At 65.4% G+C, this 23,366-nt stretch carries 14 protein-coding genes; 7 read left to right on the top strand and 7 right to left on the bottom strand.

The features are described from left to right. The first annotated feature begins 11 nt into the window (after positions 1–11). The 6 genes from LB520_RS10395 to LB520_RS10370 are packed head-to-tail and all read left to right on the top strand — an operon-like array spanning position 12 to position 5,971. Positions 12–638, top strand: coding sequence for a DUF4129 domain-containing protein (locus LB520_RS10395; RefSeq protein WP_224637427.1), 627 nt, complete (start codon positions 12–14; stop codon positions 636–638). Next, positions 635–1,849 (top strand): DUF4350 domain-containing protein, encoded by a 1,215-nt coding sequence (locus tag LB520_RS10390; protein WP_224637426.1) that lies wholly within the window; start codon positions 635–637, stop codon positions 1,847–1,849. Before LB520_RS10395 ends, LB520_RS10390 begins: the two co-directional genes overlap by 4 nt. Then, the gene (locus tag LB520_RS10385; protein ID WP_224601744.1) at positions 1,836–2,792 is read left to right on the top strand and encodes an AAA family ATPase; all 957 of its coding nucleotides are present in this window, start codon (positions 1,836–1,838) and stop codon (positions 2,790–2,792) included. Before LB520_RS10390 ends, LB520_RS10385 begins: the two co-directional genes overlap by 14 nt. Continuing rightward, positions 2,789–4,093 carry a DUF58 domain-containing protein gene (locus LB520_RS10380; RefSeq protein WP_224637425.1) on the top strand — a complete coding sequence of 435 codons (1,305 nt, stop codon included), beginning with the start codon at positions 2,789–2,791 and terminating at the stop codon, positions 4,091–4,093. Before LB520_RS10385 ends, LB520_RS10380 begins: the two co-directional genes overlap by 4 nt. Further along, on the top strand, positions 4,090–5,106 hold the full coding sequence (locus LB520_RS10375) for a stage II sporulation protein M (RefSeq protein ID WP_140704101.1): 1,017 nt from the start codon (positions 4,090–4,092) through the stop codon (positions 5,104–5,106). The genes LB520_RS10380 and LB520_RS10375 overlap by 4 nt, the downstream gene beginning before the upstream one ends. Then, entirely contained in the window at positions 5,093–5,971 is an 879-nt protein-coding gene (locus LB520_RS10370) for an RDD family protein (RefSeq protein ID WP_224637424.1), read from the top strand. The genes LB520_RS10375 and LB520_RS10370 overlap by 14 nt, the downstream gene beginning before the upstream one ends. 15 nt (positions 5,972–5,986) lie before the next feature. On the opposite strand, the gene LB520_RS10365 is transcribed toward LB520_RS10370, so the two are convergent. Then, positions 5,987–6,673, bottom strand: coding sequence for a D-lyxose/D-mannose family sugar isomerase (locus LB520_RS10365; protein ID WP_140751661.1), 687 nt, complete (start codon positions 6,671–6,673; stop codon positions 5,987–5,989). A gap of 208 nt (positions 6,674–6,881) precedes the next feature. Here LB520_RS10365 and LB520_RS10360 point away from each other — a divergent pair, with 208 nt between their 5' ends. After that, on the top strand, positions 6,882–7,940 hold the full coding sequence (locus LB520_RS10360; protein ID WP_224637423.1) for a D-TA family PLP-dependent enzyme: 1,059 nt from the start codon (positions 6,882–6,884) through the stop codon (positions 7,938–7,940). A gap of 156 nt (positions 7,941–8,096) precedes the next feature. Here the strand turns inward: LB520_RS10360 and LB520_RS10355 are convergent, their stop codons facing one another. The 6 genes from LB520_RS10355 to hutG all read right to left on the bottom strand — a co-directional run bounded on the left by LB520_RS10355 (position 8,097) and on the right by hutG (position 23,334). Next, entirely contained in the window at positions 8,097–8,855 is a 759-nt protein-coding gene (locus LB520_RS10355) for a heme ABC transporter permease (protein ID WP_224637422.1), read from the bottom strand. 258 nt (positions 8,856–9,113) lie between these two features. Further along, entirely contained in the window at positions 9,114–10,883 is a 1,770-nt protein-coding gene (locus LB520_RS10350; protein ID WP_224637421.1) for a glucan ABC transporter ATP-binding protein/ permease, read from the bottom strand. 375 nt (positions 10,884–11,258) lie between these two features. Beyond that, a complete protein-coding gene (locus LB520_RS10345; RefSeq protein WP_224637420.1) occupies positions 11,259–19,838 on the bottom strand; it encodes a GH36-type glycosyl hydrolase domain-containing protein in 8,580 nt (2,859 codons plus the stop codon). Between the two features lie 270 nt (positions 19,839–20,108). After that, positions 20,109–20,696, bottom strand: coding sequence for a HutD family protein (locus tag LB520_RS10340; RefSeq protein WP_224601725.1), 588 nt, complete (start codon positions 20,694–20,696; stop codon positions 20,109–20,111). Positions 20,697–20,812: 116 nt separating this feature from the next. Continuing rightward, entirely contained in the window at positions 20,813–22,486 is a 1,674-nt protein-coding gene (gene hutU, locus LB520_RS10335) for a urocanate hydratase (protein WP_224637419.1), read from the bottom strand. Positions 22,487–22,515: 29 nt separating this feature from the next. Further along, positions 22,516–23,334 (bottom strand): N-formylglutamate deformylase, encoded by an 819-nt coding sequence (gene hutG, locus LB520_RS10330; RefSeq protein WP_224637418.1) that lies wholly within the window; start codon positions 23,332–23,334, stop codon positions 22,516–22,518. Between the last annotated feature and the right edge of the window lie 32 nt (positions 23,335–23,366).

Raw genomic sequence — 23,366 nt, 5'->3', positions numbered from 1 at the left:
GGAACGAGCGGGTGACAGCCGCAGGGACGGAAGAGGCCGGACGGCTGGCGCAGCTGCACAAGCAACTGCTCAGGGACGATTCGATCCAGTTCGCCTTGCCGACCTATGCGCGGCCCGAGCCGCCGGAGTGGCTGAAGCCGCTTCTGGACGGCTTGGCGAAGCTCGGTCCCTATATGATCTATCTCTTCTGGGGCGCGGTCATCATCGGCGTCGCGATCATTGCTTTTCTGCTTTTCCTCGAGGCGAAAGGCATTGCCTGGCGCCTGCCATGGCGGCGGAAACGCGGAGAGACCGAAGCGAAGGAAGAGTGGCGCCCTGACGCGGGAGCTGCCCAGGTCCTGCTCTCCGAGGCCGATGCGCTCGCCGCGCGCGGCGAGTATGACGAGGCAGTGCATCTACTGTTGCGCCGCAGCGTCTCAGACATCGCCACCCGGCTGCCCGATTTCCTGCGCCCATCGCTCACCGCACGTGACATCGCCGCCGCCGGTTTGATCCCCACCCGGCCCCGCGCCGCCTTCAGCGAGATCGCCCGCATCGTCGAGGCCGCCTTGTTTGCCCGCCGACCCGTCGGGGTCGAAGGCTGGCAGCAGGCGCGCGGAGCCTATGAGCGGTTCGCCTTCCGAGATGCCTGGGCATGACCGCGCAGATGACAGGCGCAGTGCAAGAACCGTTCAGCCGCAAGACGCTGTTCTGGGGCATTTTCGCCAGCCTGCTGGCGGCGGCCGGATTTTTCCTGCTGTCCACCTATGCGCCGGATTTCCGCCAGCCCCAGGGCGGTGCCACGCCGTTCTCGAAGGGCGGCACCGGCTATGCCGGGCTTGTCGAATGGCTGAAGCTCACCAACGGACAGGCGCCGCCGATGGAGCGCGGCGAGAAGGACCTCGCGTCCCCCCTGGCGTCGACCTTCCTGCTCGTCGTCACCATCGCGCCGGGCAGCGACCCGGCCGCGCTCGATCGCCTCATCAAGCTTCGCGCGGGCAAGGACACGCTCTTTATCCTGCCCAAATGGCAGACCTTTCCCTTGTTCAGCCACGAAGGCTGGGAGGAAAAGGTCGAGCGGCTGCCCAACAACGTCGTCAACGACTGGCTCGGCCGCATCGCCAAAGCCAAGCTCGGCGAGGCCAAGAACACGCTCTCGCAGATCAACATCGCCGGCCGCATGGTGGCCGCGCCGGAGGAGCTGCAATGGGTGGCGGACGACCATCCGCTGATCGCGGCGGGCGATGGCAGGGCTATCCTGACCGAGCTCGACAACGAACCCTTCTACATCCTCACCGATCCCGATTTCCTCAACAATGCCGCGCTGAAGGACGAGCAGAAGGCGGCCGCCGCGCTCGACATCATCGCCATGCTGGAGCCCGCCAAGGGAGCCGTCATGTTCGATCTGACGCTGCACGGCATCGGCGGCAACTACGATCTTGCCAAGCTGCTGATCGAACCGCCTTTCCTGGCGCTGACGCTGTCGGTGCTTGTGGCGGCCGCGCTCGCCTTCCTGCACGGGCTCGGCCGCTTCGGCCCACCGCGCGCGGAGGGGCGCGCCATCGCCTTCGGCAAGCGGGCGCTGGTCGACACCACGGCGATGCTTTTGAAGCGCGCCGGGCGGCTGCAGGAGCTTGGCGACCGTTACGCAACGCTGATGCGCCAGCGCGCGGCCGTCCTGCTCGGCGCGCCGCACGGGCTGCAGGGCGAGGCGCTCGACCGCTGGCTCGATTCCCGCGACAAGGAAGAACAGCACGGCTTCACCGCCCGCTTCAGGGCAGTACACGATTCCAACAATCTGGCCGCAATGCACGAAGCAGCCGAAAAGCTGCATGACTGGACGGCAAGGAGGCTCATTGAACGTCGATGAAGTGAAGACCCTGGCGAACGCGATCAGGGAAGAAGTGGCAAAAGCGATCACCGGCCAGCGCGACACGGTCGACCTGATGCTGACGGCGCTGTTTGCCGGCGGGCATATCCTGCTCGAAGGCCCGCCCGGCACCGCCAAGACGATGACGGCGCGCTGCTTCGCGCAGGCGCTTGGCGTCGCCTATGGCCGCATCCAGTTCACGCCCGACTTGATGCCCGGCGATATCGTCGGCGCCAACATCTATAACTTCCAGACCGGGCAGTTCACGCTGACGCGCGGCCCGATCTTCTGCGACCTTTTGCTCGCCGACGAAATCAACCGCACGCCTCCGAAGACGCAAGCCGCGCTGCTCGAGGCCATGCAGGAGCATGCCGTCACCTTCGACGGCACCACGCATTCGCTCGGCCGGAATTTCATGGTGGTGGCGACGCAGAACCCCATCGAGCATCAGGGCGTCTATCCGCTGCCCGAAGCGCAGCTCGACCGCTTCCTGTTCAAGCATCGGGTGAGCTATCCGGATCTCACCGAAGAGCGCGCCATCATCGTCCGTCACGGCGGCGGCTCGGCCTCGCATGATATCGAGCAATACGGCATCAAGGCGCGGACTGACCGCGAGACGCTGGAAGCGGCGCTGGCCACGGTCGGCGACGTCACGCTGGTCGACGACGTCGTCGGCTATATCGCGGCACTTGTGCGCGGCACGCGCGAAAGCCCTGACCTGGAAGTGGGAGCGAGTCCACGCGCGGGCGCCATGCTGGCGAGAGCCGCGCGCGCCCGGGCGACGCTCGACGGCCGCAACTATGTCATCCCCGACGACGTCAAGGCGCTGGCAGTACCGGCGCTGCGTCACCGTGTCGTTCTCTCGCCGGCCGCGCAGATCGACGGGCGGCTGGTCGAGCAGATCGTCTCAGACCTCGTCGACAATACGGAAGCGCCGCGTTGATCTATCCGAGCGGCCGAGCGGTCTGGGCAGCTGCGGCGGGGGCGATCCCCGCCTTCCTGATCGCGCTCGCATTGCCGCATGTCTGGTATCTCGGCCTGTTGTGGATCTGCCTGCTGCTTGCATTCCTGGCGGTGGACGCAGCCGCAGGCAGGGGTCGCGCCTCGCTCAACGCCACGCTGACGGCGCCGCCGCAGGTCGGCGTCGGCGGGCGCTTCACGCTGCACGTGGCGGCCGGTGCCGGCGCAAGGCTGCGCCGCCTGCAGGCGCGTGTCGGGCACGACCAGCGGGTCCAGCCATTGGCCGGCACCGGCGGCGCGCTGCCGGCCAATGGCGGCACGCTCGATCTCGAATTCGAGGCCATCCGCCGCGGCATCGCCGGCTTCGACCGTCTCTGGCTGCGCTGGCAGGGTCCGTTCGGACTGATCTGGAACCAGGTCGTGTTGCCGGTCGACCGCAAGGTCGCGGTGCTGCCAAATGTCAACAGCGCGCGCGACGAGGCGATCACGCTCTTGCAGCGCTCGGCCCTTGCCGACGGCCATACGCAGAAGCGCGCCGGCCAGGGCCGCGAGTTCGAGTCGCTGAAGGACTACCAGCCCGGCATGGGCCGGCGCATGATCGACTGGAAGCGCAGCGCCCGGCACGGCAAGCTGCTGGCGCGCGAGTTCCGGATCGAGGAGAACAACAACATCGTTCTGGCCATCGATAGCGGCCGGCTGATGTGCGAGCCGGTCGACGGGGTACCGAAGGTCGACCGCGCGGTGACGGCGGCGCTTCTGTCGGCCTTCATCGCGCTCAAGGGCGGCGACCTCGTCAGCCTGTTTTCCTTCGATGCCAGGCCGCGCGTATCGAGCGGCGCGGTGCGCGGCTCGCCGAGCTTCACCATGATCCAGAAGCGCGCCGCCGAGATCGACTATTCGACCGAGGAGACCAACTTCACCCTGGCGCTCACCACGCTTTCGGCGAAGCTCGACCGGCGCTCGCTGGTCATCGTCTTCACCGATTTCGTCGATCCGATCAGCGCCGAATTGATGCTGCGCACCGTCGGCCGGCTGACCGAGCGGCATCTGGTGCTGTTCATGCTGATGAAGGATGTGGAACTCGAAACGCTGGCCGACATGGCGCCGGCTGCACCCGAAGATGTCGCCCGCTCCGTCACCGCCGGCGACCTGTTGCGGCAGCGGCAGGTGGTGGCCGGCAGGCTCAGGCTGCTTGGCGCGCATGTCATCGAGGCCGACCACCAGCGGCTCGGTCCGGCGCTGGTCGAGCGCTATATCCAGCTCAAGGAGGAGAACCTCTTATGACGCTGTCCGCCGGCACCGATTCCGTGCGCCAGTCGCTGGCAAGCTTCCGCCAGGAGCGCGAGGCCGACTGGAAAGCCTTCGAGGCGCTGCTCGCGCGCGTCGAAAAACGCGCGCCGCGCGCGCTCTCGGAAGACGAATTACTGTCGTTGCCGCTCCTCTATCGTTCGGCGCTGTCGTCGCTTTCGGTGGCGCGCGCGACCTCGCTCGACAGCGCGTTGATCGCCTATCTCGAGGCACTCTGCCTGCGCGGTTATTTCTATCTCTATGGCGCGCGGCGGAGCTTGAGAACGCGCATCGGCGATTTCTTCCTGCACGACTGGCCGGCGGCGATCCGCGACCTTTGGCGCGAAGTATGGACATCGGTCGGGCTCACCGTCATCGGTGCCATTGCCGGCTATTGGCTGGTCGCATCGGACAAGCGCTGGTACGACGCCATCATCGCACCGAGCCTGGCCGGCGGGCGCAACCCGGATTCGTCGGCCGAGACGCTGCGCAGCGTGCTTTACGGCGGCGGCGATCATTTCCTGTCGGGCTTTGCCGCTTATCTCTTCACGCACAACACGCAGGTCTCGATCCTGGCCTTCGCGCTGGGTTTTGCCTTCGCCGTGCCGAGCGTGCTGATCATCCTGATGAATGGCTGCATGCTCGGCGCCATTTTCCAGATCTATGCCGCCAAGGGCCTGGGCTTCGAGCTCGGCGGCTGGCTTTCGATCCACGGCACGACGGAGCTGTTCGCCATCGCCATTGCGGGCGCGGCCGGCATGCGCATCGGCACCAGCATCGCCTTTCCCGGCGAACTCACCCGCATGGCCGCCGCCGCCCAAGCCGGGCGCGTGGCGGCGACCGCCATGATCGGCGTCACGGTGATGCTGCTTTTCGCCGGACTGTTGGAAGGCATCGGCCGGCAGACGATCACCAGCGACCTCGCCCGCTATTCGATCGGCGGCGGCATGCTGGCGCTCTGGATCTCATATTTCTACCTGTTGCGGATGGTGCGGCATGGCGACCGCTAGGACAGCCAAGGTAAAGAACCCTGCCGCGCTGACACGTCCGCTGGTGACGCCGGAAGGCGTGGACCTGCGGGTCAAGCTCGCGGATGCCGGCACCCGCGCTTCCGGGTTCCTGCTCGACGTAGTGATCATCGTCATCACGGGCGTGGTCGTCTCGCTGGTGATGATCTTCGGCCTTGCCGGGCTTGGTATCCAGGATGCGCAGCCGCTGTTCATCGTCTGGATCATCTTCATCTTCTTCCTCCGCAACGTCTATTTCATCGCCTTCGAGGCGGGCCGGCGGGCAGCCACGCCGGGCAAGCGCATGGTTGGCGTGAGGGTCGCGTCGCGCAGCGGCGCCGGCCTCACCATCGACCAAGTCATCGCGCGCAATCTGATGCGCGAGATCGAAGTTTTTCTGCCGCTGTCGATCCTCGCCGCGCGCGCCAGCGCCGATGTCGCCGACACGCTGACGACCATCTTCGGTCTTGTCTGGGCGTTGCTGTTCTCGCTGTTTCCGCTGTTCAACCGCGACCGGCTGAGGATCGGCGACCTGCTCGCCGGCACCTGGGTGGTCGAGGCGCCGAAAGTGGCCCTGGTCGAAGACCTTTCGCAGCGCAAGGACCCGGTCGCGGCTCGCTTCCAGTTCAGCCCCGCACAGCTCGACGCCTATGGCATCGCCGAGTTGCAGAAGCTGGAGGAAGTGCTGCGCCGCGACGATTATTCCGCGCTGAAAGCTGTGGCGGAGACCATCGCCCGCAAGATCGGCGCCAGGGTCGAGCCGATCGATTCAAAGGCTTTCCTCACCGCCTATTACGGCGAGCTCCGGGCGCATCTGGAACGCAAGCTGCTGCTGGGGAACCGCAAAGCGGATAAGTACGCGCGGTAGCGGAGCGTCCCTCGCCTACCCCACCCATTTCTCGTAATCCGACACCAGCAGGTGCAGCGGGGCGACGTCCTCGTCGATGTTGGAGAAGCGGCCGATCGGATCGCGGAAGACATTGTCGGTGAGGTCGTCATTGACCGTCGAGACCTCGCCGATCAGCACATCCTTGCCCTCGGCCCAGAAGGCGTGCCAGACGCCGGGCAGCAGCGTCACGCTCTGGCCGGGATCGAGCTTGAGCAGCCCGCCCGCCGGCAATCTGGTGATGGTGCCGTCGACCGGCACCGAGACTTCGGCCTTCGGGTCGATGCCGCCGTCGCGGTCGTGCATGAACAGTTCCAGCACCAGCTTGCCGCCGCCGCGGTTGATGATGTCCTCGGCCTTGATGTTGTGGCGGTGCATCGGCGAAAGCTGATCCTTGCGCGAGATCATGATCTTTTCGGCATAGAGCATGCCCATGCCGAGCTTCATGTCCTCGTAGCGGCCGTTGCGCACGGTGAACAGGAACAGGCCGAGCTCGTCGAACTTCTCCTGGCCGTAATCGGTGATGTCCCAGCCAAGGCGGGAGGTGAAGATGGCCGAGGAGTCGGCCTTGTGCGCCTTCATCTCTTCCGGCGACCAATAGGCGAAGGGCGGCATGATATAGCCGAAGGAGCGGATGAAGGCGTCGGCTTCGCGGATGATGTCGTTGATCTTGGAGCGCTTCATGGTGGTTCTCCTCCGGCCGATGCCTTGCTGAATCTGCCCATCCGAATAGCCCAATGCCGGTCCGCTGTCGACGCAAACCCGTTGCTCTGGCCCCGTGACATCCGGCCGGATCGGGACCATAAACCCAGCCGGACTTTTCGATTTTGCGCATGTCTTTGTCCCGAAACCGGATCCCGCTCTCGGGAGACATGCTTTGGACGGTGATCCCATGCCAAGCATAGACGACCTCGACACGCCGGCGATCCTGATCGATGCGGCCCGCGCGGAAGCCAATATCAGAAAGGCGCAGGCGCATGCCGACCGCCACGGGTTGAAGCTCCGCCCGCATATCAAGACGCACAAGCTTCCTTACTGGGCGAAGAAGCAGGTCGCGGCCGGCGCTGTCGGCATCACCTGCCAGAAGATCGGCGAGGCAGAGGTGATGGCCGATGCCGGGCTTGAGGATATTTTCCTGCCCTACAACATCCTTGGCCGCGCCAAGCTGGAGCGGCTGAAGGCGCTGCATGGCCGCGTCACGCTGTCGGTGACGGCGGACAGCCGCGAGACGCTGGAAGGCCTTGCCGCCACTTTCACCGATGCCGGCCGTCCATTGCAGGTGCTGGTCGAGTGCGACACCGGCATGGGCCGCTGCGGCGTCCAGAGCGCCGAAGACGCGGTGACGCTGGCAAAGGTCATCGATCAGGCGAAAGGCCTCTCCTTCGGCGGGCTGATGACCTATCCGGCGGCGGGTCGCGCCGCCGAGGCCGATGCCTGGCTGAAGACCGCGCGCGGCGCGCTTGCCGCCGCGGGGCTCGAATGCGAACGCATCTCCAGCGGCGGCACGCCGGACATGTGGCGCTCCGGCGAGGACAGCGTCGTCACCGAATACCGGCCTGGCACCTACATCTATCTCGACCGCTACCAGGTCGCCAAAGGCGTCGGAACGCTCGACGACTGCGCGCTGACCGTGCTGGCAACCGTGGTCAGCCATCCGACGGCGACGCGCGCCATCCTCGACAGCGGCAGCAAGGCGCTGTCGTCCGATACGCTGGGCCTGCCGGAGTTCGGCGAACTGCTCGGCGTGCCGGGCGCCCGCGTCACGGGCTTGAGCGAAGAGCACGGCACCGTCACGCTCTCCGACGGCGCCGGCTTGCGCATCGGCGAGCGTGTGCGCGTCGTGCCCGACCATTGCTGCGTGGTGACGAACCTGTTCGACCAGGTGCATCTGATCGACGGCGACAAGGTGCTGGAAACGCTGCCGGTGGCGGCAAGGGGCAGGATGGGGTGAAACGCGCCTTTCCCTTCTCCCCTTGTGGGAGAAGGTGGCCGCGAAGCGGCCGGATGAGGGGTGCTCCAGGCAACACAGACGTCTCACTCCGCTGGAACACCCCTCATCCGTCTCGGCGCTGCGCGCCGATCCACCTTCTCCCACAAGGGGAGAAGGTTAAGTGCGCTCCGCCTGCCGCGCGGCAACTCTGCGCATCGCGGTCACGCGCCTGCGGAAAATCTCCGTGCGCATCGCCATCAGGTGCAGCACGAAGAACAGCACGGTGAAGCCGAGCGCCATCACGGCCAGCGGCCACAGCATCGAGGGGTCTATGGTCGGGCCGCCGAGGCGGAAGACGGAGGCCGGCTGGTGCAGCGTGTTCCACCAGTCGACCGAGAATTTGATGATCGGGATGTTGATGAAGCCGACCAGCGTAATAATGGCGGCAGCCCAGGCGGCGCGGCCGGTATCGTCCAGCGCGCGGGTCAGCGCGATGATGCCGAGATACATCAGGAAAAGCACGAAGACCGAGGTCAGCCGCGCGTCCCAGACCCACCAGGTGCCCCACATCGGCTTGCCCCAGATGGAGCCGGTGATCAGCGCCAGCGCAGTGAAGGTGGCGCCGATCGGGGCCGCCGCTTTCAGGGCCACATCGGCCAGCGGATGGCGCCAGACCAGCGTGCCCAGCGCCGAGATCGCCATGATCGTGTAGCACATCATGGCGAGCCACGCGAAAGGCACGTGAATATACATGATGCGCACGGTGATGCCCTGCTGGAAATCCTCCGGCGCGGTGAAGCTCATGTAGAGGCCGACGGCGAGCAGGATCGCCGCGACCGCCGCCAGCCATGGAACGACTTTGTCCGCCAAGCCGACGAAGCGCGTCGGATTGGCGAGATCGGCCCAGGCGCTCAAGCGTGAGGTGGTGTCGCTCATGCCAACCTAAATAGACCGGAGATTGGCCTGGGGCAATCGGGGGAGTGTCGCGCTTTCCCTTCTCCCCTTGTGGGAGAAGGTGGATCGGCGCGCAGCGCCGAGACGGATGAGGGGGTGCTCCAGCGGAATGAGGCGCCGAACTGTGCGGGAGCAACGCGCCCGGCTGTCGATCGGATGCTGGTGCCAAGCTGGAGCACCCCTCATCCGGCCGCTTCGCGACCACCTTCTCCCACAAGGGGAGAAGGGAAAAGGCGCTGATTACGCCGCTTCCGTCACCGGACGGCTGAGGCGGCGGACTTCCTCGTCGTTGAGCAGGCCGCCGGCGCGCAGCAGGGCGGCGAAGCGGCCGTTGCGCAGCGACAGCTCGGTGAAGCCGCCCATCTCGACCACCCTGCCCTTGTCCATGAAGACGACGAGGTCGGCGTCGCGGACCGTGGTCAGGCGGTGGGCGATGATGAAGGTCGTGCGGTTGCGGCGCAGCTCGTCGATGGCCTCCTTGACGCGATCCTCGGTTTCGACGTCGAGCGCGCTGGTCGCCTCGTCGAGCACCAGGATCGGCGCATCCTTGAGCACCGCGCGGGCGATGGCGATACGCTGGCGCTCGCCGCCCGAGAGCTGGCCGCCGCGCTCGCCGACGACGGTATCGTAGCCGCCGCTCTTGGCCAGGATGAAGTCCTGGGCGGCGGCGGCATTGGCGGCGGCGTGAACCTCGTCATTGCTGGCATCGGCGCGGCCGACACGGATGTTGTCCTCGATCGAGCGGTTGAGCAGGCCGGCGTCCTGGAAGACGGTGGCGATCGAATGGCGTAGCGACTTGCGGGTCACCGTGCGGGTGTCGATGCCGTCGATCAGGATGCGGCCGCTGGCGGGTGTGAAGACGCGCTGCAAGAGATTGATGAGCGTCGTCTTGCCGGCGCCGGTCGGGCCGACGATGGCGACCGTCTGGCCGGCCTGGACCTCGAAGGAGACGTCCTCGATGCCGTGGCCCGAATTGGCGAACTCGAAGCTGACATCCTCGAAGCGGACGTGGCCGGTGACGTTGGTCAACTCGCGCAATCCGTCGGGCTCGGCGGTCTCGGCAGCCGAATCCTCGAGGCGATAGAACTCCTCGAGCTTGGCACGAGCCTCGGAAATCTGAGTGGTGAAGGCCGACATCTGGTCGAGACGGGCGATCAGCATTCCGGCAAAGCCGGTGAAGGCAACGACATCGCCGACGCGGAGCTGGCCACGGGTGACGAGATAAGCGCCGATCGAGAGCACGATCATCATCGAGATGGTCGACGACAGACGGTTCAGCGCATTGGCGATCGCCCACCAGTCGAGCACCGGGTTCTGGGCGTCGAGCAGATCCTTCACATAGCGCTTCAGCATCGCAGTCTCGTGGCCGATGCGATTGTAGCTCTGCAGCACGGCAACGTTGCTGACGCTGTCGGTCACGTGGGCAAACACGGTGTGGTAGTGGCGTTCGACGGCAGTCTGCCCCGACTTGGTGCGGCGCATGACGAGGCGGCCGATACCGACATAGAGCACGCCCAGGCCAAGCAGCACGACGGACATGCGGATGTCCATGGACAGCGCGGTTGGGACCAGCAGCACCAGCGCGATGGCCGTCGAGAGATGCACGCGCATGAATTCGAGCCACAAGCTGAACAGGGTCTCGACCGCGCGCAGCAGCGTGTGCAGCGAATTGGATGTGCCGCGCTGATGGTGCCAGGCAAGCGGCATGGTGATGACGCGCTCGAAGGACTGGCACAGCACTTCGGAGCGGCGGGCATGGGCGAAGCGGTCGGCGCCGCGCGCCACCAGCACGAAGGCGACGACGTTGAAGGCACCAAGAGCGGCCCAGACGGCGAGCGTCGAAAACACCGCGCCTTTTTCGGAGATGGCACCGATCACCCGGCCCAGGAGGATGGGCTCAAGGATCGCGATCGCCGCGAGCGCGACGTTGGCGCCGCAAATCAGCGCAACGCGCTTCTTGTCGGACGCCAGATAACCCAGCGCTCTAAAGTAGATCTGCAGAAGTGACACTTCAGCTACTCCGCCAAACTCTTGTCTGTGCTCAATGCCCGAATTGTGCACCGCACCATTTTCTGACACGTATCGGTTAACGTGTCGCGAAACAATGCGTCGTCTATCGCTTCCGTTCCCATTTAGCGAACAAAAGATGACGACGGTACGAAATCTGACGTGATCACCTAACGGTTTGAGATAAAAGGTGAAATGTCAGGCTTGCGGCAAAATAATGGCACCTGCCTCGCGCTGCCACATTTTTTCATCACAAGCTGCTTGCTTAGGCTGCCCTAAAGGAAGGCGCGCGATCGGGCGTGAGAGGCCGCGCCAAGTAAAAGGGGCGTCGGCCGCGCACCCCGAAAGACGCGCGGCCGACGAACCAAACCTTTGATTTTACGCAGGTATCCTGACGACGACCTCGGTCTTGTCGCCGGCTTTCGGTTCGAAAGAGGCCGATTTTTTCTTCGAACCATCGACTTCTAGCGAGATCGACTTGGTCTTTTTGTCGCGGATAACACGAAGCTTGATCTCGCCGTCGAACATCTTGAGCGTCGCGGCGTAGCCGTCCCAGTGCCCGGGCAGCTTCGGCCTAAACGTGATCTCCTTGCCGCGCCGCTCGATACCGAGAATGCCCTCCACCGCGGCGCGGTAAAGCCAGCCGGCCGAGCCCGTGTACCAGGTCCAGCCGCCGCGGCCGCCCTTGCCTTCGCCGGCATAGATGTCGGCGGCCACGACATAGGGTTCCACGCGATAGTGCTCGGCCGCCGCCTCGTCCGAAGCGTGGTTGACCGGGTTCAGCATCGAGAAGCAGCGATAAGCCTCGTCGGTGCGGCCCATTTCGGCGAGCGCGATGACGAACCAGGTCGCGGCATGGGTGTATTGGCCGCCATTCTCGCGCACCCCCGGCGGATAGCTCTTGATATAGCCGGGATCCTTCTCGCTTTTCGAGAAGGGCGGCGTGAACAGCTTGACGATCTTGAGCTCGTCATCGACCAGCATCTTGGTCGCCTGTTCCATGGCCGTCGTCGAACGGGCAGGATCGCCCTCGCCCGACAGCACGCTCCAGGACTGGGCGATGGAATCGATCCTGCACTCGTCCGAATTGTGCGAGCCGAGCGGCGTACCGTCGTCGAAGCTGCCGCGCCGATACCACTGGCCGTCCCAGGCGGTGCTTTCCAGGGCCCGTTTCAGCGCGTCCGCGTGCTTGGTCCAGGCCTGCGCCCGCTTGGTGTCGCCCTGCCCTTTGGCGACAGGCGCGAAGTCGGTGAGCGTCTTCAGCAGGAACCAGCCCAGCCACACGCTCTCGCCCTTGCCGCCCTCGCCGACACGGTTCATGCCGTCGTTCCAGTCGCCGCCAAGGATGAGCGGCAGGCCGGCGGGGCTGCTGCGCTTGATCGCGAGATCGAGCGCCCGCGCACAATGTTCATAGAGCGGCGCGGTGTTCTTGCTGATCTCCGGCGTGAAGAAGGCGTCATGCTCGCCCTCGCCGAGCTGCTGCCCGTCGATGAAGGGCAACTGCTCCTTGAGGATACCGGCATCGCCCGTCACCTCGATGTAGCGGGCCGTCGCGTGCGCCAGCCAGACGACGTCGTCCGAGATCATCGTGCGCACCCCGGCATCGGTGCGCGGCAGCCACCAATGCTGCACGTCGCCTTCCGGGAATTGCCGGCGCGCCGCGTTGAGGATCTGGTCGCGCGCCAGCTTCGAGTCATGCGCCAGAAGCGAGAGCGTGTCCTGCAACTGGTCGCGGAAGCCGAACGCGCCGCTCGCCTGGTAGAAGGCCGAGCGCGCGCGGATGCGGCAGGCCAGGCTCTGGTAAGGCAGCCAATGGTTGACCATGGCGTTCATCGCTTCGTCGGGCGTCTCGACCTGGATAGTATCGAGGAAGCCGCGCCAGACGCGCTCGTTATCGGCCAGGCGCTGATCGAAATCCTTGCCGCGATGGGTCTGCACCAGCGCGCTCGCCTCGGCGGGCGTGGCAGCGTCGCCAAGCAGCCAGGACAGTGTCACGTCGCCGCCGGCGGGAATGTCGATGTCGCTGGCGACGACAGCGCAGGGATCGTCGCCCGCCTCGATGCGGCCGGAAAGCGCAAGCCCGCCAAGCACGGCCTGCGGATATTCGGTCGTGCCGTGCCTGCCGATGAACTCGCTGCGGTCGGCGGTTACCGAATGGACAGGATGGCTGGCTGCCAGGAAGGCGACACGCTCGCCGAAGTCGAGGCCATAGGGATTCTGCGCCAGCATGGCGCCGGTGGCAGCGTCGCGCGACGGCACGATGGTCGCCGCCGTGCGCGAGCGATGGCCGCCCAGCACCCATTCGGCATAGGCGTAAATGCGCAGCCGCGCCGGTGCCGGGCCGGCATTCTGGATGCGCAGCCGGGTGATCTTCACAGGATCGGTGGGATCGACCACCTGCGTCAGGTCCATCGACAGCGAACCGCGCTTGGAGCGGAAGGTCGAGAAGCCCTGGCCGTGCCAGGTCTCATAGGTCATCGATGGATCGCGAACCGTCGCAGCCATCGGCGAGAAGGCCTTGCCGCTCAATTGGTCGAAAATATAGAAGCCTTCGCCTGGCCGGTTCGACACTGGGTCGTTCGACCACGGCGTCAGCTGGTAGTCGCGGCTGTTGCGGCTCCAGGTGAAGCCGGCGCCTTCGGCCGAGACGTGGAAGCCGAACGAGGCGTTGGAGATGACGTTGATCCAGGGCTGCGGCGTCGAACGCCGGCCGGTCAGCCGCGTCACATAGTGGCGGCCGTCGCCGTCGAAGCCGCCAAAGCCGTTCCAGAGGCTGAGACCGCTGCCGTCGGCGGCGATATCGGCTCCGCTTCGGCTTGCCGGCACCGGCAAGGGCAGCGGTGGAACGGGCTCGCGCGGTGTGCCGCCCTCGGCCTGCATCAAGGCGTCGCGGGCCTGGAGCGCCGCCGTCTCGGCACGTTCGAGCTGATCGAAGATCGTGCCGTTGCGGGTGTGCAGCACGACCCGCGCCACCGACAGCAAGGTCTTGTAGGTCGGCTCGTCCATCAGGTCGCGGCGCACCGCGAAGATGTGCTGGCGGGGCCCGAGCTCACGGCCGCGCAGGCGGCTGTTCTCGCACAGCGTCTCCACCGCGCGCTGCAGGTCCTGCACATAGGACGAGGCCTGCTCGTTGACGACGACGAAGTCGATCATCATGCCCCGCGCCCGCATATATTCCTGGAAGCGGAGCGCCTGGGCGACGATCTCGAGATCGGCGACGTCGCCGATGCGCACGAGGAAGATCGGGAAATCGCCGGAGATGCTGGTCGGCCACAGGCTCGACTGGCGGCCGAGGCCCGACGCTATGGATTCCGCCGGCAGGCGCAGGAACGGATCGGGATAGATCAAATAGCGCGCCAGCTTCTGCACATTGGCGGCGTCGGTGAGGCTGAGCCCCAGATGGCGCGTCTGCACCTGGCTGCGCGTCCAGGCAAGCATGGCCTGGCGGGCGAAGCTCTCCTGGTGGTCGAGACGGGCGATCGCCTCGTCGAGCTCGCCGCGATTGGCGCCGACGGCGGTCCAGAAGGTCAGCGATATCTTCTTGTTGGCCGGAACGCGCACCTGGCGGCGCAGCGCCGCTACCGGGTCGAGGGTGAAGCCCTGGCTACCCGAAAGCCTGACGCCGGGGTCGAAGGCGACGGCATCGGCGATGGTGCGGCCACGGCCGATGAAGGCGCGCCGGTCGGTCTCGGCCTCGGCATCGCGCGACGGGCCGGACGGGTCGGTGACGAAATGCACCATGGTGAGGTCGGGATCGTTGTTGTCGCGCTTGCGCCTTGTGGCGAAGATCGCGCTGTTGTTCGGCGCGATCTCGGTCTCGACGAACATCTTGGAGAACGCCGGATGCGCGTTGTCCGACGTCTCGTTGCCGAGCACCAGCTCGGCGAAGGAGGTCACTTCGATGTGCCGGTCGGTGGCGCCGTCATTGTAGAGTGTGATGCGGCGGCCTTCGCCATTGCCTTCTGAAATGACGATGCATTCGACTTCCGAACGCAGCGAACCCACCGTCTTGGTGAAGCTCGCCTTGTCGTCGCCAAACAGCGTCTGGACGCGCTCGCCCTCGGCGCGCTTCGGCTCCGCGGTAGCGGACCACCAGTCGCCGGTCGCCGCGTCGCGCAGGAAGATATAGGAGCCGAGGCGATCCTCGCTCGGATCCGGCTGCCAGCGGGTGACGGCAAGCTCGCCGAAGCGGCTGTAGCCGGACCCGGTGGCGGTGACCATGACCGAATAGCGGCCGTTGGACATGACGTTGGTCGCCCGCAGCGCCTTGATCGGATCGAGCACGACACGGCTGTCCGGGCTCTCGGCCTCGGTCTCGTCCTTGGAGCGCTCGTCGGCTTCCGTCCTGACAGTCGCCGTCGGAATGTCGCGCGGCGCCTTCTCCTGCAGCAGAAGCTCGGCCGATTCGATCACCGGGTCGCTGTGGAAACGCTCGCGCAGCCGGCCCTCGAAAATAGCGTCGGCTACCGCCGCGATCGTCATGCCGGAATGGTGCGCCATATAGTTCTGCACCACAGCGTGGTCGGTGCCTTCGGGCACGCGTTGCGGCGTGAAATCGACCGCGTCGTAGAAGCCGTGGCGGCCGAGCGCGCCGATCGAACGTAGCCGCTGCAGGTTCTGCACCGCCTCGCGCGGATTGAACTGTGCGGCCAGGATCGTCGCATAGGGCGCGATCACGGTGTTCTGGCCAAGGCCGCGCTTCAGGCCGAGCCCGGGCACGCCGAAATTGGTGTACTGATAGGTGAGCTCGCGGTCGCGGGCGTTGTAGGCCGCTTCCGAAATGCCCCAGGGCACGTTCTTGGAACGCGCATACTGGATCTGGCGCTTGATGATGAGCTTGCTGGTCTGGTTGAGGATCGAGCCCTGCGGCTCCTTCATCACCAGCGGCGGCATCAGATACTCGAACATCGAGCCCGACCAGGACATCAGCGCGCCCTGGAAGCCGATCTCGACGATCGGCCGTCCCAGACGGAACCAGTGCTCGGTCGGCAGGTCGCCCTTGGCGATGGCGAACAGGCTGGTGAGCCGCGCCTCGGAAGCAAGCAGGTCGTAGCAGCTCTCGTCGAGCTGGCGCTCCTCGACGCGGTAACCGATCGAGAGCAGCTTGCGCTCCTGCCGCATCAGGAAGGAGAAATCCATTTCGAAGGCGTAGCGGCGACAGCGCTCGCGCAAGGCGAGCAGCTTGGCGCGCAGAGCGGCGACCGCGCTATCGTCATTGTGCGAGTCGTGCACATGCGCCTCGCAGGTCGCTTCCAGCCTGGCCGCCCAATCGGCAATGACATCGCTCTTCGGCGATGCCGCCTCGGTGTGGATGGCGGTGGCGAGCTTGCGGATTTCGCCCGCCAGTACCGCAAGGTTGATGGTGCGGATCGACGCCATCTCGGGCTGCGCCTTGATGGTCGCCACCGCGCGACGCATGCCGTCGAGACGGTCGGCAAGGCGCTGGCGCAGCGGCCGCAGTTGCCGGCGGTCGTCCGGCAGCTCGTCCAGGCTCTCGTCAAGGATGGTGACGGTGTCGATGATGCCTTCGAAATCGCCTTGCAGATGCACGGATGGCGCTTCGGCCCATTCGGCGCAGGACGCCGCCACCGCGACGAGATGTCCAGCGAGATTGCCGCTGTCGACCGCCGAGATGTAGAGCGGATAGAGCGGCTTCAGTGTCGTGGTGTCATACCAGTTATAGAGATGGCCGCGATCGCGCGGCATGTTCTCGATGGTCGTCATCGTGGCGTCGATGCGGGTGATGGCGTCCGACAGGCTGATCCAGCCGAAATCGCGCGCCGATACAACCGAGAGCAGATAGACACCGATATTGGTCGGCGAGGTGCGCGGCGCCACAACCGGCGCCGGGCTTTCCTGGAAATTATCCGGCGGCAGGTGATGCTGCTCGGCCGTCACGAAGGTCTCGAAATAGTGCCAGGTGCGGCGCGCGAAGGTGCGCAGCGCGTGGATGTCGGCGGTCGAGATGCGCAGCCTGTCCTCGGTCTCGGCCGAGCGGCTGATCCAGCAGGCGACGGCGGGCGAAGCGATCCAGAAGATGGCGAAGAAGAAGGCGACGAAGGCGCCGGTGGAATCGGCCAGCACCGGAATCGCCAGGCCGACGACGCCGATGATCACCGCGCCATACATCATGCCATAATAGGCGCCGAGATCGTTGCCGCCCTTGGCGGCTTGCGAGGCGGTACGCCATTCCAAAAGATTTTGCCGGCTGACGAAGAGCCGATAGATGGTGCGGATGATGGCATCGCCCATCATCCAGGCGAGATGCGCCATCAAAAGCACTTTCAATGCCACGAGCGCGGTGCCGAACACGGTATCGCGGGCCAAGGCGGAGAAATGGCCCCGCGGCGTCTGGTCGCCGCTCTTCGGCAGGATGCCGTTCACGATGTCGAAGGTCGGCGCCATGAACAGGCTGAGGATCATAAGAGCCTGCCACTGCGCCGCCTGGGTGAAGGGCAGCAGCGTCCAGCCGGCAACGCAGGCCATGACCCAGAAGATCGGGGTGACCGAGCGGCGCAGATTGTCGACCATCTTCCAGCGCGACAGCGCAGGCACGCCGGAGCGCGGGTCGAAGATGTAGCCGAGCAGCTGCCAGTCGCCGCGCGCCCAGCGGTGGTGGCGCGAGGCGTCGACCGAGTAGCGGGTCGGATAGTCCTCGACCAGCTCGACGTCGGTGACCAGCGCGGCGCGTGCCAGCGCGCCTTCGAGCAGATCGTGGCTGAGGATGGTGTTTTCGTCGATGCGGTTCTTCAGCGCCGCTTCGAAGGCGTCGATATGATAGAGGCCCTTGCCGGTGAAGGAGCCGTCGCCGAAGACGTCCTGGTAGAGGTCGGAGACCGCGAAGACATAGGGGTCGAGACCGCGATTGGCCGAGAAGACACGCTGGAAGAAGGAGGCGTCGTCGCCGCTGGTGAGCGAAGCGGTGATGCGCGGCTGCAGGATGGTGTAGCCGGCGGTGACGATACGCTTGACCGGATCGAAATGCGGGCGGTTCAGCGGATGGGCGAGCTTGCCGACCAGGTCCGAAACCGCGTCGCGCGTGGTGCGCGTGTCGGCGTCGAGCGTCATCACATAGACGACGTTTTCCGGCAGCGGGACGTCGAGCGGCAGGAAGGTGGTATCGCTGTCGCCGCGCAAAAGAAGGTTCAGCTCATGCAGCTTGCCGCGCTTGCGCTCCCAGCCCATCCAGCAGCCCTGCGCCTGGTTATAGAGCCGGCGGCGATGCAAGAGGTAGAAGCGCGGCGAACCTTCGGACGGATAGCGGGCGTTGAGCCTGGCGATCTCGTCGCGGGCATATTGCAGGATCTCGATGTCGGCGACGTCGATCTCGGTCTTGGAATCCGGCCAGTCGGACAACAGCGCGAAACGGATCTCGTCCGCCGTGTTGGCGAGGTGGTGCACCTCGATGTTGCGGATGTTTTCCTCGACGTCGTCGCGCGAGCCGATCAGCGAAGGCACCACGACCAAGGTGCGCGATTCGGCCGGGATGCCGTGCTTGTTGTAATCGTAGCCGACAAGCCTGGTCGGTTTCAGGAACAGCGCCACCACGGTGTTGAAGAAGGCCAGCGCGCCTTCGCTGGCCGGAACGGCAAACAGCGCCAGCATCAGCGTGATCGATTCCACCGACAGGCCGAGATTGGCGAGCGCCCTGCCCGACAGCACCAGCAGCAGCGCCGTCAACAGGAAAACCGGCACGACGATGCCCAGCCAGCCGGCGCTGGCAAAGCCTCGTTTGAAGGTCACATAGAAAGGCGGCCGGTAGCCGATCGCCCTTTCCAGCTCCTGCCGGCGCGGGCCGACCAGGAAGAAGCCGACATCGGTGTGCACGGCGGGGTCCGCTGTTTCCGGCACGCCGGACGCATCGGTGAGGCCGGGTGTGTGGCCGGCAAGCTCGATCGCCTTTTCGGCGACGCGGTACTCGGAGAGATGCGAGCGGCGCGCCAACTGTTCGATCGCGGTGCGGTACTGGTCGCGCGAGAAGAAATCGAGGTTGGCGAAATCGGTCTTGTCGCGCAGCAGCGTGTCGATGCGGCTGACGCCCTCGAACCAGACCGTCCAGTCGACGTCATTGATGAGGCGCAGACCGCGAATGATGTTGCCGGTGGTGACATTGCCCGAGGACAGCGTCTGATGCTCGGAGATGATGATCTCCTCGGCATCGGAACCGGTCTTTTCGAGCTCGCCTTCCAGCCATTCCAGCGCGCGGCCGGCGTTCTGCGATCCGTCGCGCAGGCGGTAGAGCAGTTGGGTGGCGAAGGTGGTGTCCTGCGCATGCGCGCTGTAGTTCGATAGGATCCTGGTGCGGTCGGCATTGTCGTCGGTCGCCAGAACCCGGTCGGCGACCTCGTTGGCGGTCTGGCGCATCTGCCTGGTGCGCTCGACGCGCACGGCGATGCGGCGCAGGTTCTCGATGAGCACGAAGCGCAACAGCGACGGCAGCGCCCAGAGCTCGCCGATCTTCATCGGCTCGACCGACTGGAAACCCTCGACGATCGCCTTGAACATGTTGGCCGAGACGGAGCTGTCGGAATGCTCGACATAGCTCCAGGCCACGACGAAGGCGCGTGGCAGCACCGTGCCGTCGCCGAGCGTGAGCGTCGGCAACTGCCGGTAGAAGCGGCGCGGCAGGTCGCGCTTGACCTGGAAGATGGTCTCCTCGACGAGGTAATTGTTGTCCAGCAGCCATTGTGCGGCCGGCGTGATGGTCTCGCCCTTGGCCTGCGCCGCATTGGTCGAGCGGTAGACTTCGAGAATTTTCTTGGCGCTATCGCGGATGCGTGCCTGGAACTCGAACGGGGCGAGGCCGAACAATTCCTTGACCTCGCCCTTGGCGAGCGCGACGCCCAAGCCACGCAGCCGGTCCTCAGGCAGGAAATTGGAGCGTATCGGCGCGTCCGTCGCCGCCGGGAAGCCGGCGCTTGTCTGTTCGATCTTGTTGGGATTGGTCTGAATGTTCATTGAAAATTCCGTAAGCGGGGGCGCAATGCGGCGTCACCGCCACGGCAATGGCCCTAAAACCGGTTCAATTGCAATTGGTTGCATCACTGATCGGCCGAAAGTTTGTTTTGCGCACCACAACCGGGGCGTGCCCTTTCGACAGCTCGTGGGCGAACGCCCCTCGCTCTCCGCCCCCGGTTGGATCAGGGCAAGGATTCGGGCTTTTTCGTGGTACATGCAAGGGGCCGGGCGATAATTCGCCCAAGCCGCGATCATGTTTGGCAACAGCCGTTAATGGTTGGCGGCGAGGCGGTGGAGCCCGATCACGAAAAGCAGGCCCCGCCCCTTAGGCTGAAGCCGCAATTCCGGGCTGTCGCGGTCGAGGATCAGCGTGTCGAGCGGTCCGAGGCTCGGCCCATCGTCCGTGAGGGGCGTGGCGCCGGCACCGACGGCAAGAACGAGCGTGGTGTCGGCGCGCGGCGCGATCCGAATCTCGGCGGTGAAAGACCGGCGCTCGACCTCATGGGTCATGCGGCCACGGCGGGTCATGATGTTGAGATCGGTGATCGGGCCGCCGATCAGCGCCGCGCCGGTCGGCACGTCGCCCGGAAAGGCGAGCGGCGCCGAGGCCATGGTCAACCGCGCCGGCGCCTGGCCGGCAATGTCGAGAACGATCCCTTCGCCTTCCAGCACCGACAGTGTTCGATCTATGCCTGCGAAGCTTGAGAACGGGCCGCTCGTATCGACCCGGGCCATCGAGACGCGCCAGTCGAAATCCTCGAGCCCGGCGCCGCCGGGCGAAACGGCGATTTCGGTCGTCGTGCCGCCGCCATTCTTCCACGGCATGACGCGGTAATCGGCGGCACGAAGGATGCGCATTTGGCTCAGACCCGGACGACTTCAAGTCGATTCGACCTGAAATCATCCGGCTCTGTCTTTTTGGTGAGGAGCATGATGTTGTCCGAAAACCGCTTCACACTTTTCGGCATCATGCTCTAGCCCAGGATGCCCGGCAGGTTCAGTTGGTGCTCCTTGGCGCACTGGATGGCGATGTCGTAGCCGGCATCGGCATGGCGCATGACGCCGGTCGCCGGATCGTTCCACAACACGCGCTCCAGGCGCTTTGCCGCGTCAGCCGTGCCGTCGGCGACGATGACCATGCCGGCATGCTGCGAGAAGCCCATGCCGACGCCGCCGCCATGGTGCAGCGACACCCAGGTCGCGCCCGACGCGGTGTTGAGCAGCGCGTTGAGCAGCGGCCAGTCGGAAACGGCGTCGGAGCCGTCCTTCATCGCTTCGGTCTCGCGATTCGGCGAGGCGACCGAGCCGGAATCGAGATGGTCGCGGCCGATGACGACAGGCGCCTTGAGCTCGCCCTTGGCCACCATCTCATTAAAAGCGAGGCCGAGGCGATGGCGATCACCGAGACCGACCCAGCAGATGCGCGCCGGCAATCCCTGGAACGAGATGCGCTCGCGCGCCATGTCCAACCAGTTGTGGAGATGCGTATTACCGGGGGTCAGCTCGCGCACCTTGGCGTCGGTTTTGTAGATATCCTCCGGATCGCCCGAGAGCGCCGCCCAGCGGAACGGACCGATACCGCGGCAGAACAGCGGCCGGATATAGGCCGGCACGAAGCCCGGGAAAGCGAAGGCGTTCTCGAAACCCTCGTCCTTGGCGACCTGGCGGATGTTGTTGCCGTAGTCGAGCGTCGGCACGCCGGCGTTCCAGAACGCCACCATCGCCTCGACATGCTCGCGCATCGATGCTCGGGCGGCCTTTTCGACGGCCCTCGGATCCGAGATGCGCTTCTCGCGCCACTCGGCCATCGTCCAGCCCTTCGGCAGATAGCCGTTGATCGGGTCATGCGCCGAGGTCTGGTCGGTGAGAATGTCGGGGCGGATGCCGCGTTTGAACATCTCCGGCACGATCTCGGCGGCGTTGCCGAGAAGCCCGACCGATTTTGCTTCGCCGGCCTTGGTCCAGCGATTGATCATGTCCATCGCTTCGTCGAGCGTCTCGGCCTTCTCGTCGACATAGCGGGTGCGCAGGCGGAAATCGATCGAGTCCGGGTTGCACTCAATCGCGAGGCAGGAAGCGCCGGCCATGACGGCGGCCAGAGGCTGGGCGCCGCCCATGCCGCCGAGGCCGCCGGTGAGAATCCATTTGCCCTTGAGGTCGCCATTGTAGTGCTGGCGGCCGGCTTCCACGAAAGTCTCGTAGGTGCCCTGAACGATGCCTTGCGTGCCGATATAGATCCAGGAGCCGGCCGTCATCTGGCCGTACATCATCAGGCCCTTCCTATCGAGCTCATTGAACTTCTCCCAAGTCGCCCAGTGCGGCACGATGTTGGAGTTGGCGATGAGCACGCGCGGCGCATTGGCGTGGGTTTTGAAGACGCCGACCGGCTTGCCCGACTGCACCAGAAGTGTCTCGTCCTCGCCCAACGTCTTCAGCGACGCGGCGATACGGTCGAAATCGTTCCAGGTGCGCGCCGCCCGACCGATGCCGCCATAGACGACGAGCTCGTTCGGATTCTCGGCGACCTCGGGATCGAGATTGTTCATCAGCATGCGCAGCGGCGCTTCCGTCGTCCAGTAGCGGGCGTTGAGCTTGTCGCCGCGGGGGGCGCGCACTTCACGGATGTTGTGACGAGGATCGGTCATCATTGTCCCTTTCAAGCAAGGCGGGCAGCGCGTCAGCGCCCGGCCCAGTCAATGGCGGTTTCGAGGATTGTTTTGAGCGTGGCGCGGATCGGCGCGGCATAGCTTGGGTCGTAAGGCACCGGCCAATTTTCCGGCGAACCTTTTTCCGCAGGCTCGCGCATGTAGCCGCGGTTGGAGAGCTCCATCTGCAGCGCATGCACGCCGTTCCCGGGCCGGCCGAAGCTTCTGGTGATCCAGCCGCCCTTGAAGCGGCCGTTGACCACCCAGGTCTCGCCGGTCGCGGCCAGGATGGCGGCCACTTTTTCCTGCAGCACGGGATCGGTGCTTTTGCCGTCATTGGTGCCAAGGTTGAAGACCGGCAGCGTGCCGTCGAACAGGCGGGGCAGCACCGAGCGGATCGAATGGCAGTCATAGAGCACGATCTTGTCATGTATGCCGCGCAGCCGGTCGATCTCGGCCTGCAGGGCGGCATGGTAAGGCTCGAAATAGGTCTCGCGGCGCTGGTCGATCTCGGATGGGCTCGGCTCCTCACCCATGCGGTAGAGCGGATCGCCGTCAAACGTGTCTGTCGGGCAAAGGGTGGTCGTCGCCTGCCCGGGATAGAGCGAAACGCCCGACGGATCGCGGTTGACGTCGATAACGGTACGCGAGATGGCGGTGTGCACGACGGTTGCGCCGAGGTCGGCGGCGAAATCATAGAGCTTGTCGATCCACCAGTCGCAGTCGCGCCGCCCGAGCCAAGTCGAGACGAGGTGCGAGTCGAGGCCGGCGAGGTCGATGCCGGTGTGCGGGATCGAAACCAGCAGCGGCGCGGTGCCCTGGGTGACGGTGAGCCAATTGGGTGAGGTCATGAGAGACCTCCATACGTTGGCGCCCTACGGCG

Source organism: Mesorhizobium sp. CA12 (assembly GCF_020165255.1).
In the GTDB taxonomy this organism is placed as follows: domain Bacteria; phylum Pseudomonadota; class Alphaproteobacteria; order Rhizobiales; family Rhizobiaceae; genus Mesorhizobium.
This window is presented reverse-complemented; position numbering and strand designations above follow the sequence as displayed.

What these genes read in the sequence shown, in the direction of transcription:
- LB520_RS10390 (WP_224637426.1), top strand. Translation starts at nt 635, where the DNA reads ATGACCGCGCAGATGACAGGCGCAGTGCAAGAACCGTTCAGCCGCAAG.
- LB520_RS10375 (WP_140704101.1), top strand. Translation starts at nt 4,090, where the DNA reads ATGACGCTGTCCGCCGGCACCGATTCCGTGCGCCAGTCGCTGGCAAGC.
- LB520_RS10370 (WP_224637424.1), top strand. Translation starts at nt 5,093, where the DNA reads ATGGCGACCGCTAGGACAGCCAAGGTAAAGAACCCTGCCGCGCTGACA.
- LB520_RS10365 (WP_140751661.1), bottom strand. Translation starts at nt 6,673, where the DNA reads ATGAAGCGCTCCAAGATCAACGACATCATCCGCGAAGCCGACGCCTTC.
- LB520_RS10360 (WP_224637423.1), top strand. Translation starts at nt 6,882, where the DNA reads ATGCCAAGCATAGACGACCTCGACACGCCGGCGATCCTGATCGATGCG.
- LB520_RS10355 (WP_224637422.1), bottom strand. Translation starts at nt 8,855, where the DNA reads ATGAGCGACACCACCTCACGCTTGAGCGCCTGGGCCGATCTCGCCAAT.
- LB520_RS10345 (WP_224637420.1), bottom strand. Translation starts at nt 19,838, where the DNA reads ATGAACATTCAGACCAATCCCAACAAGATCGAACAGACAAGCGCCGGC.
- LB520_RS10340 (WP_224601725.1), bottom strand. Translation starts at nt 20,696, where the DNA reads ATGCGCATCCTTCGTGCCGCCGATTACCGCGTCATGCCGTGGAAGAAT.
- hutU (WP_224637419.1), bottom strand. Translation starts at nt 22,486, where the DNA reads ATGATGACCGATCCTCGTCACAACATCCGTGAAGTGCGCGCCCCCCGC.
- hutG (WP_224637418.1), bottom strand. Translation starts at nt 23,334, where the DNA reads ATGACCTCACCCAATTGGCTCACCGTCACCCAGGGCACCGCGCCGCTG.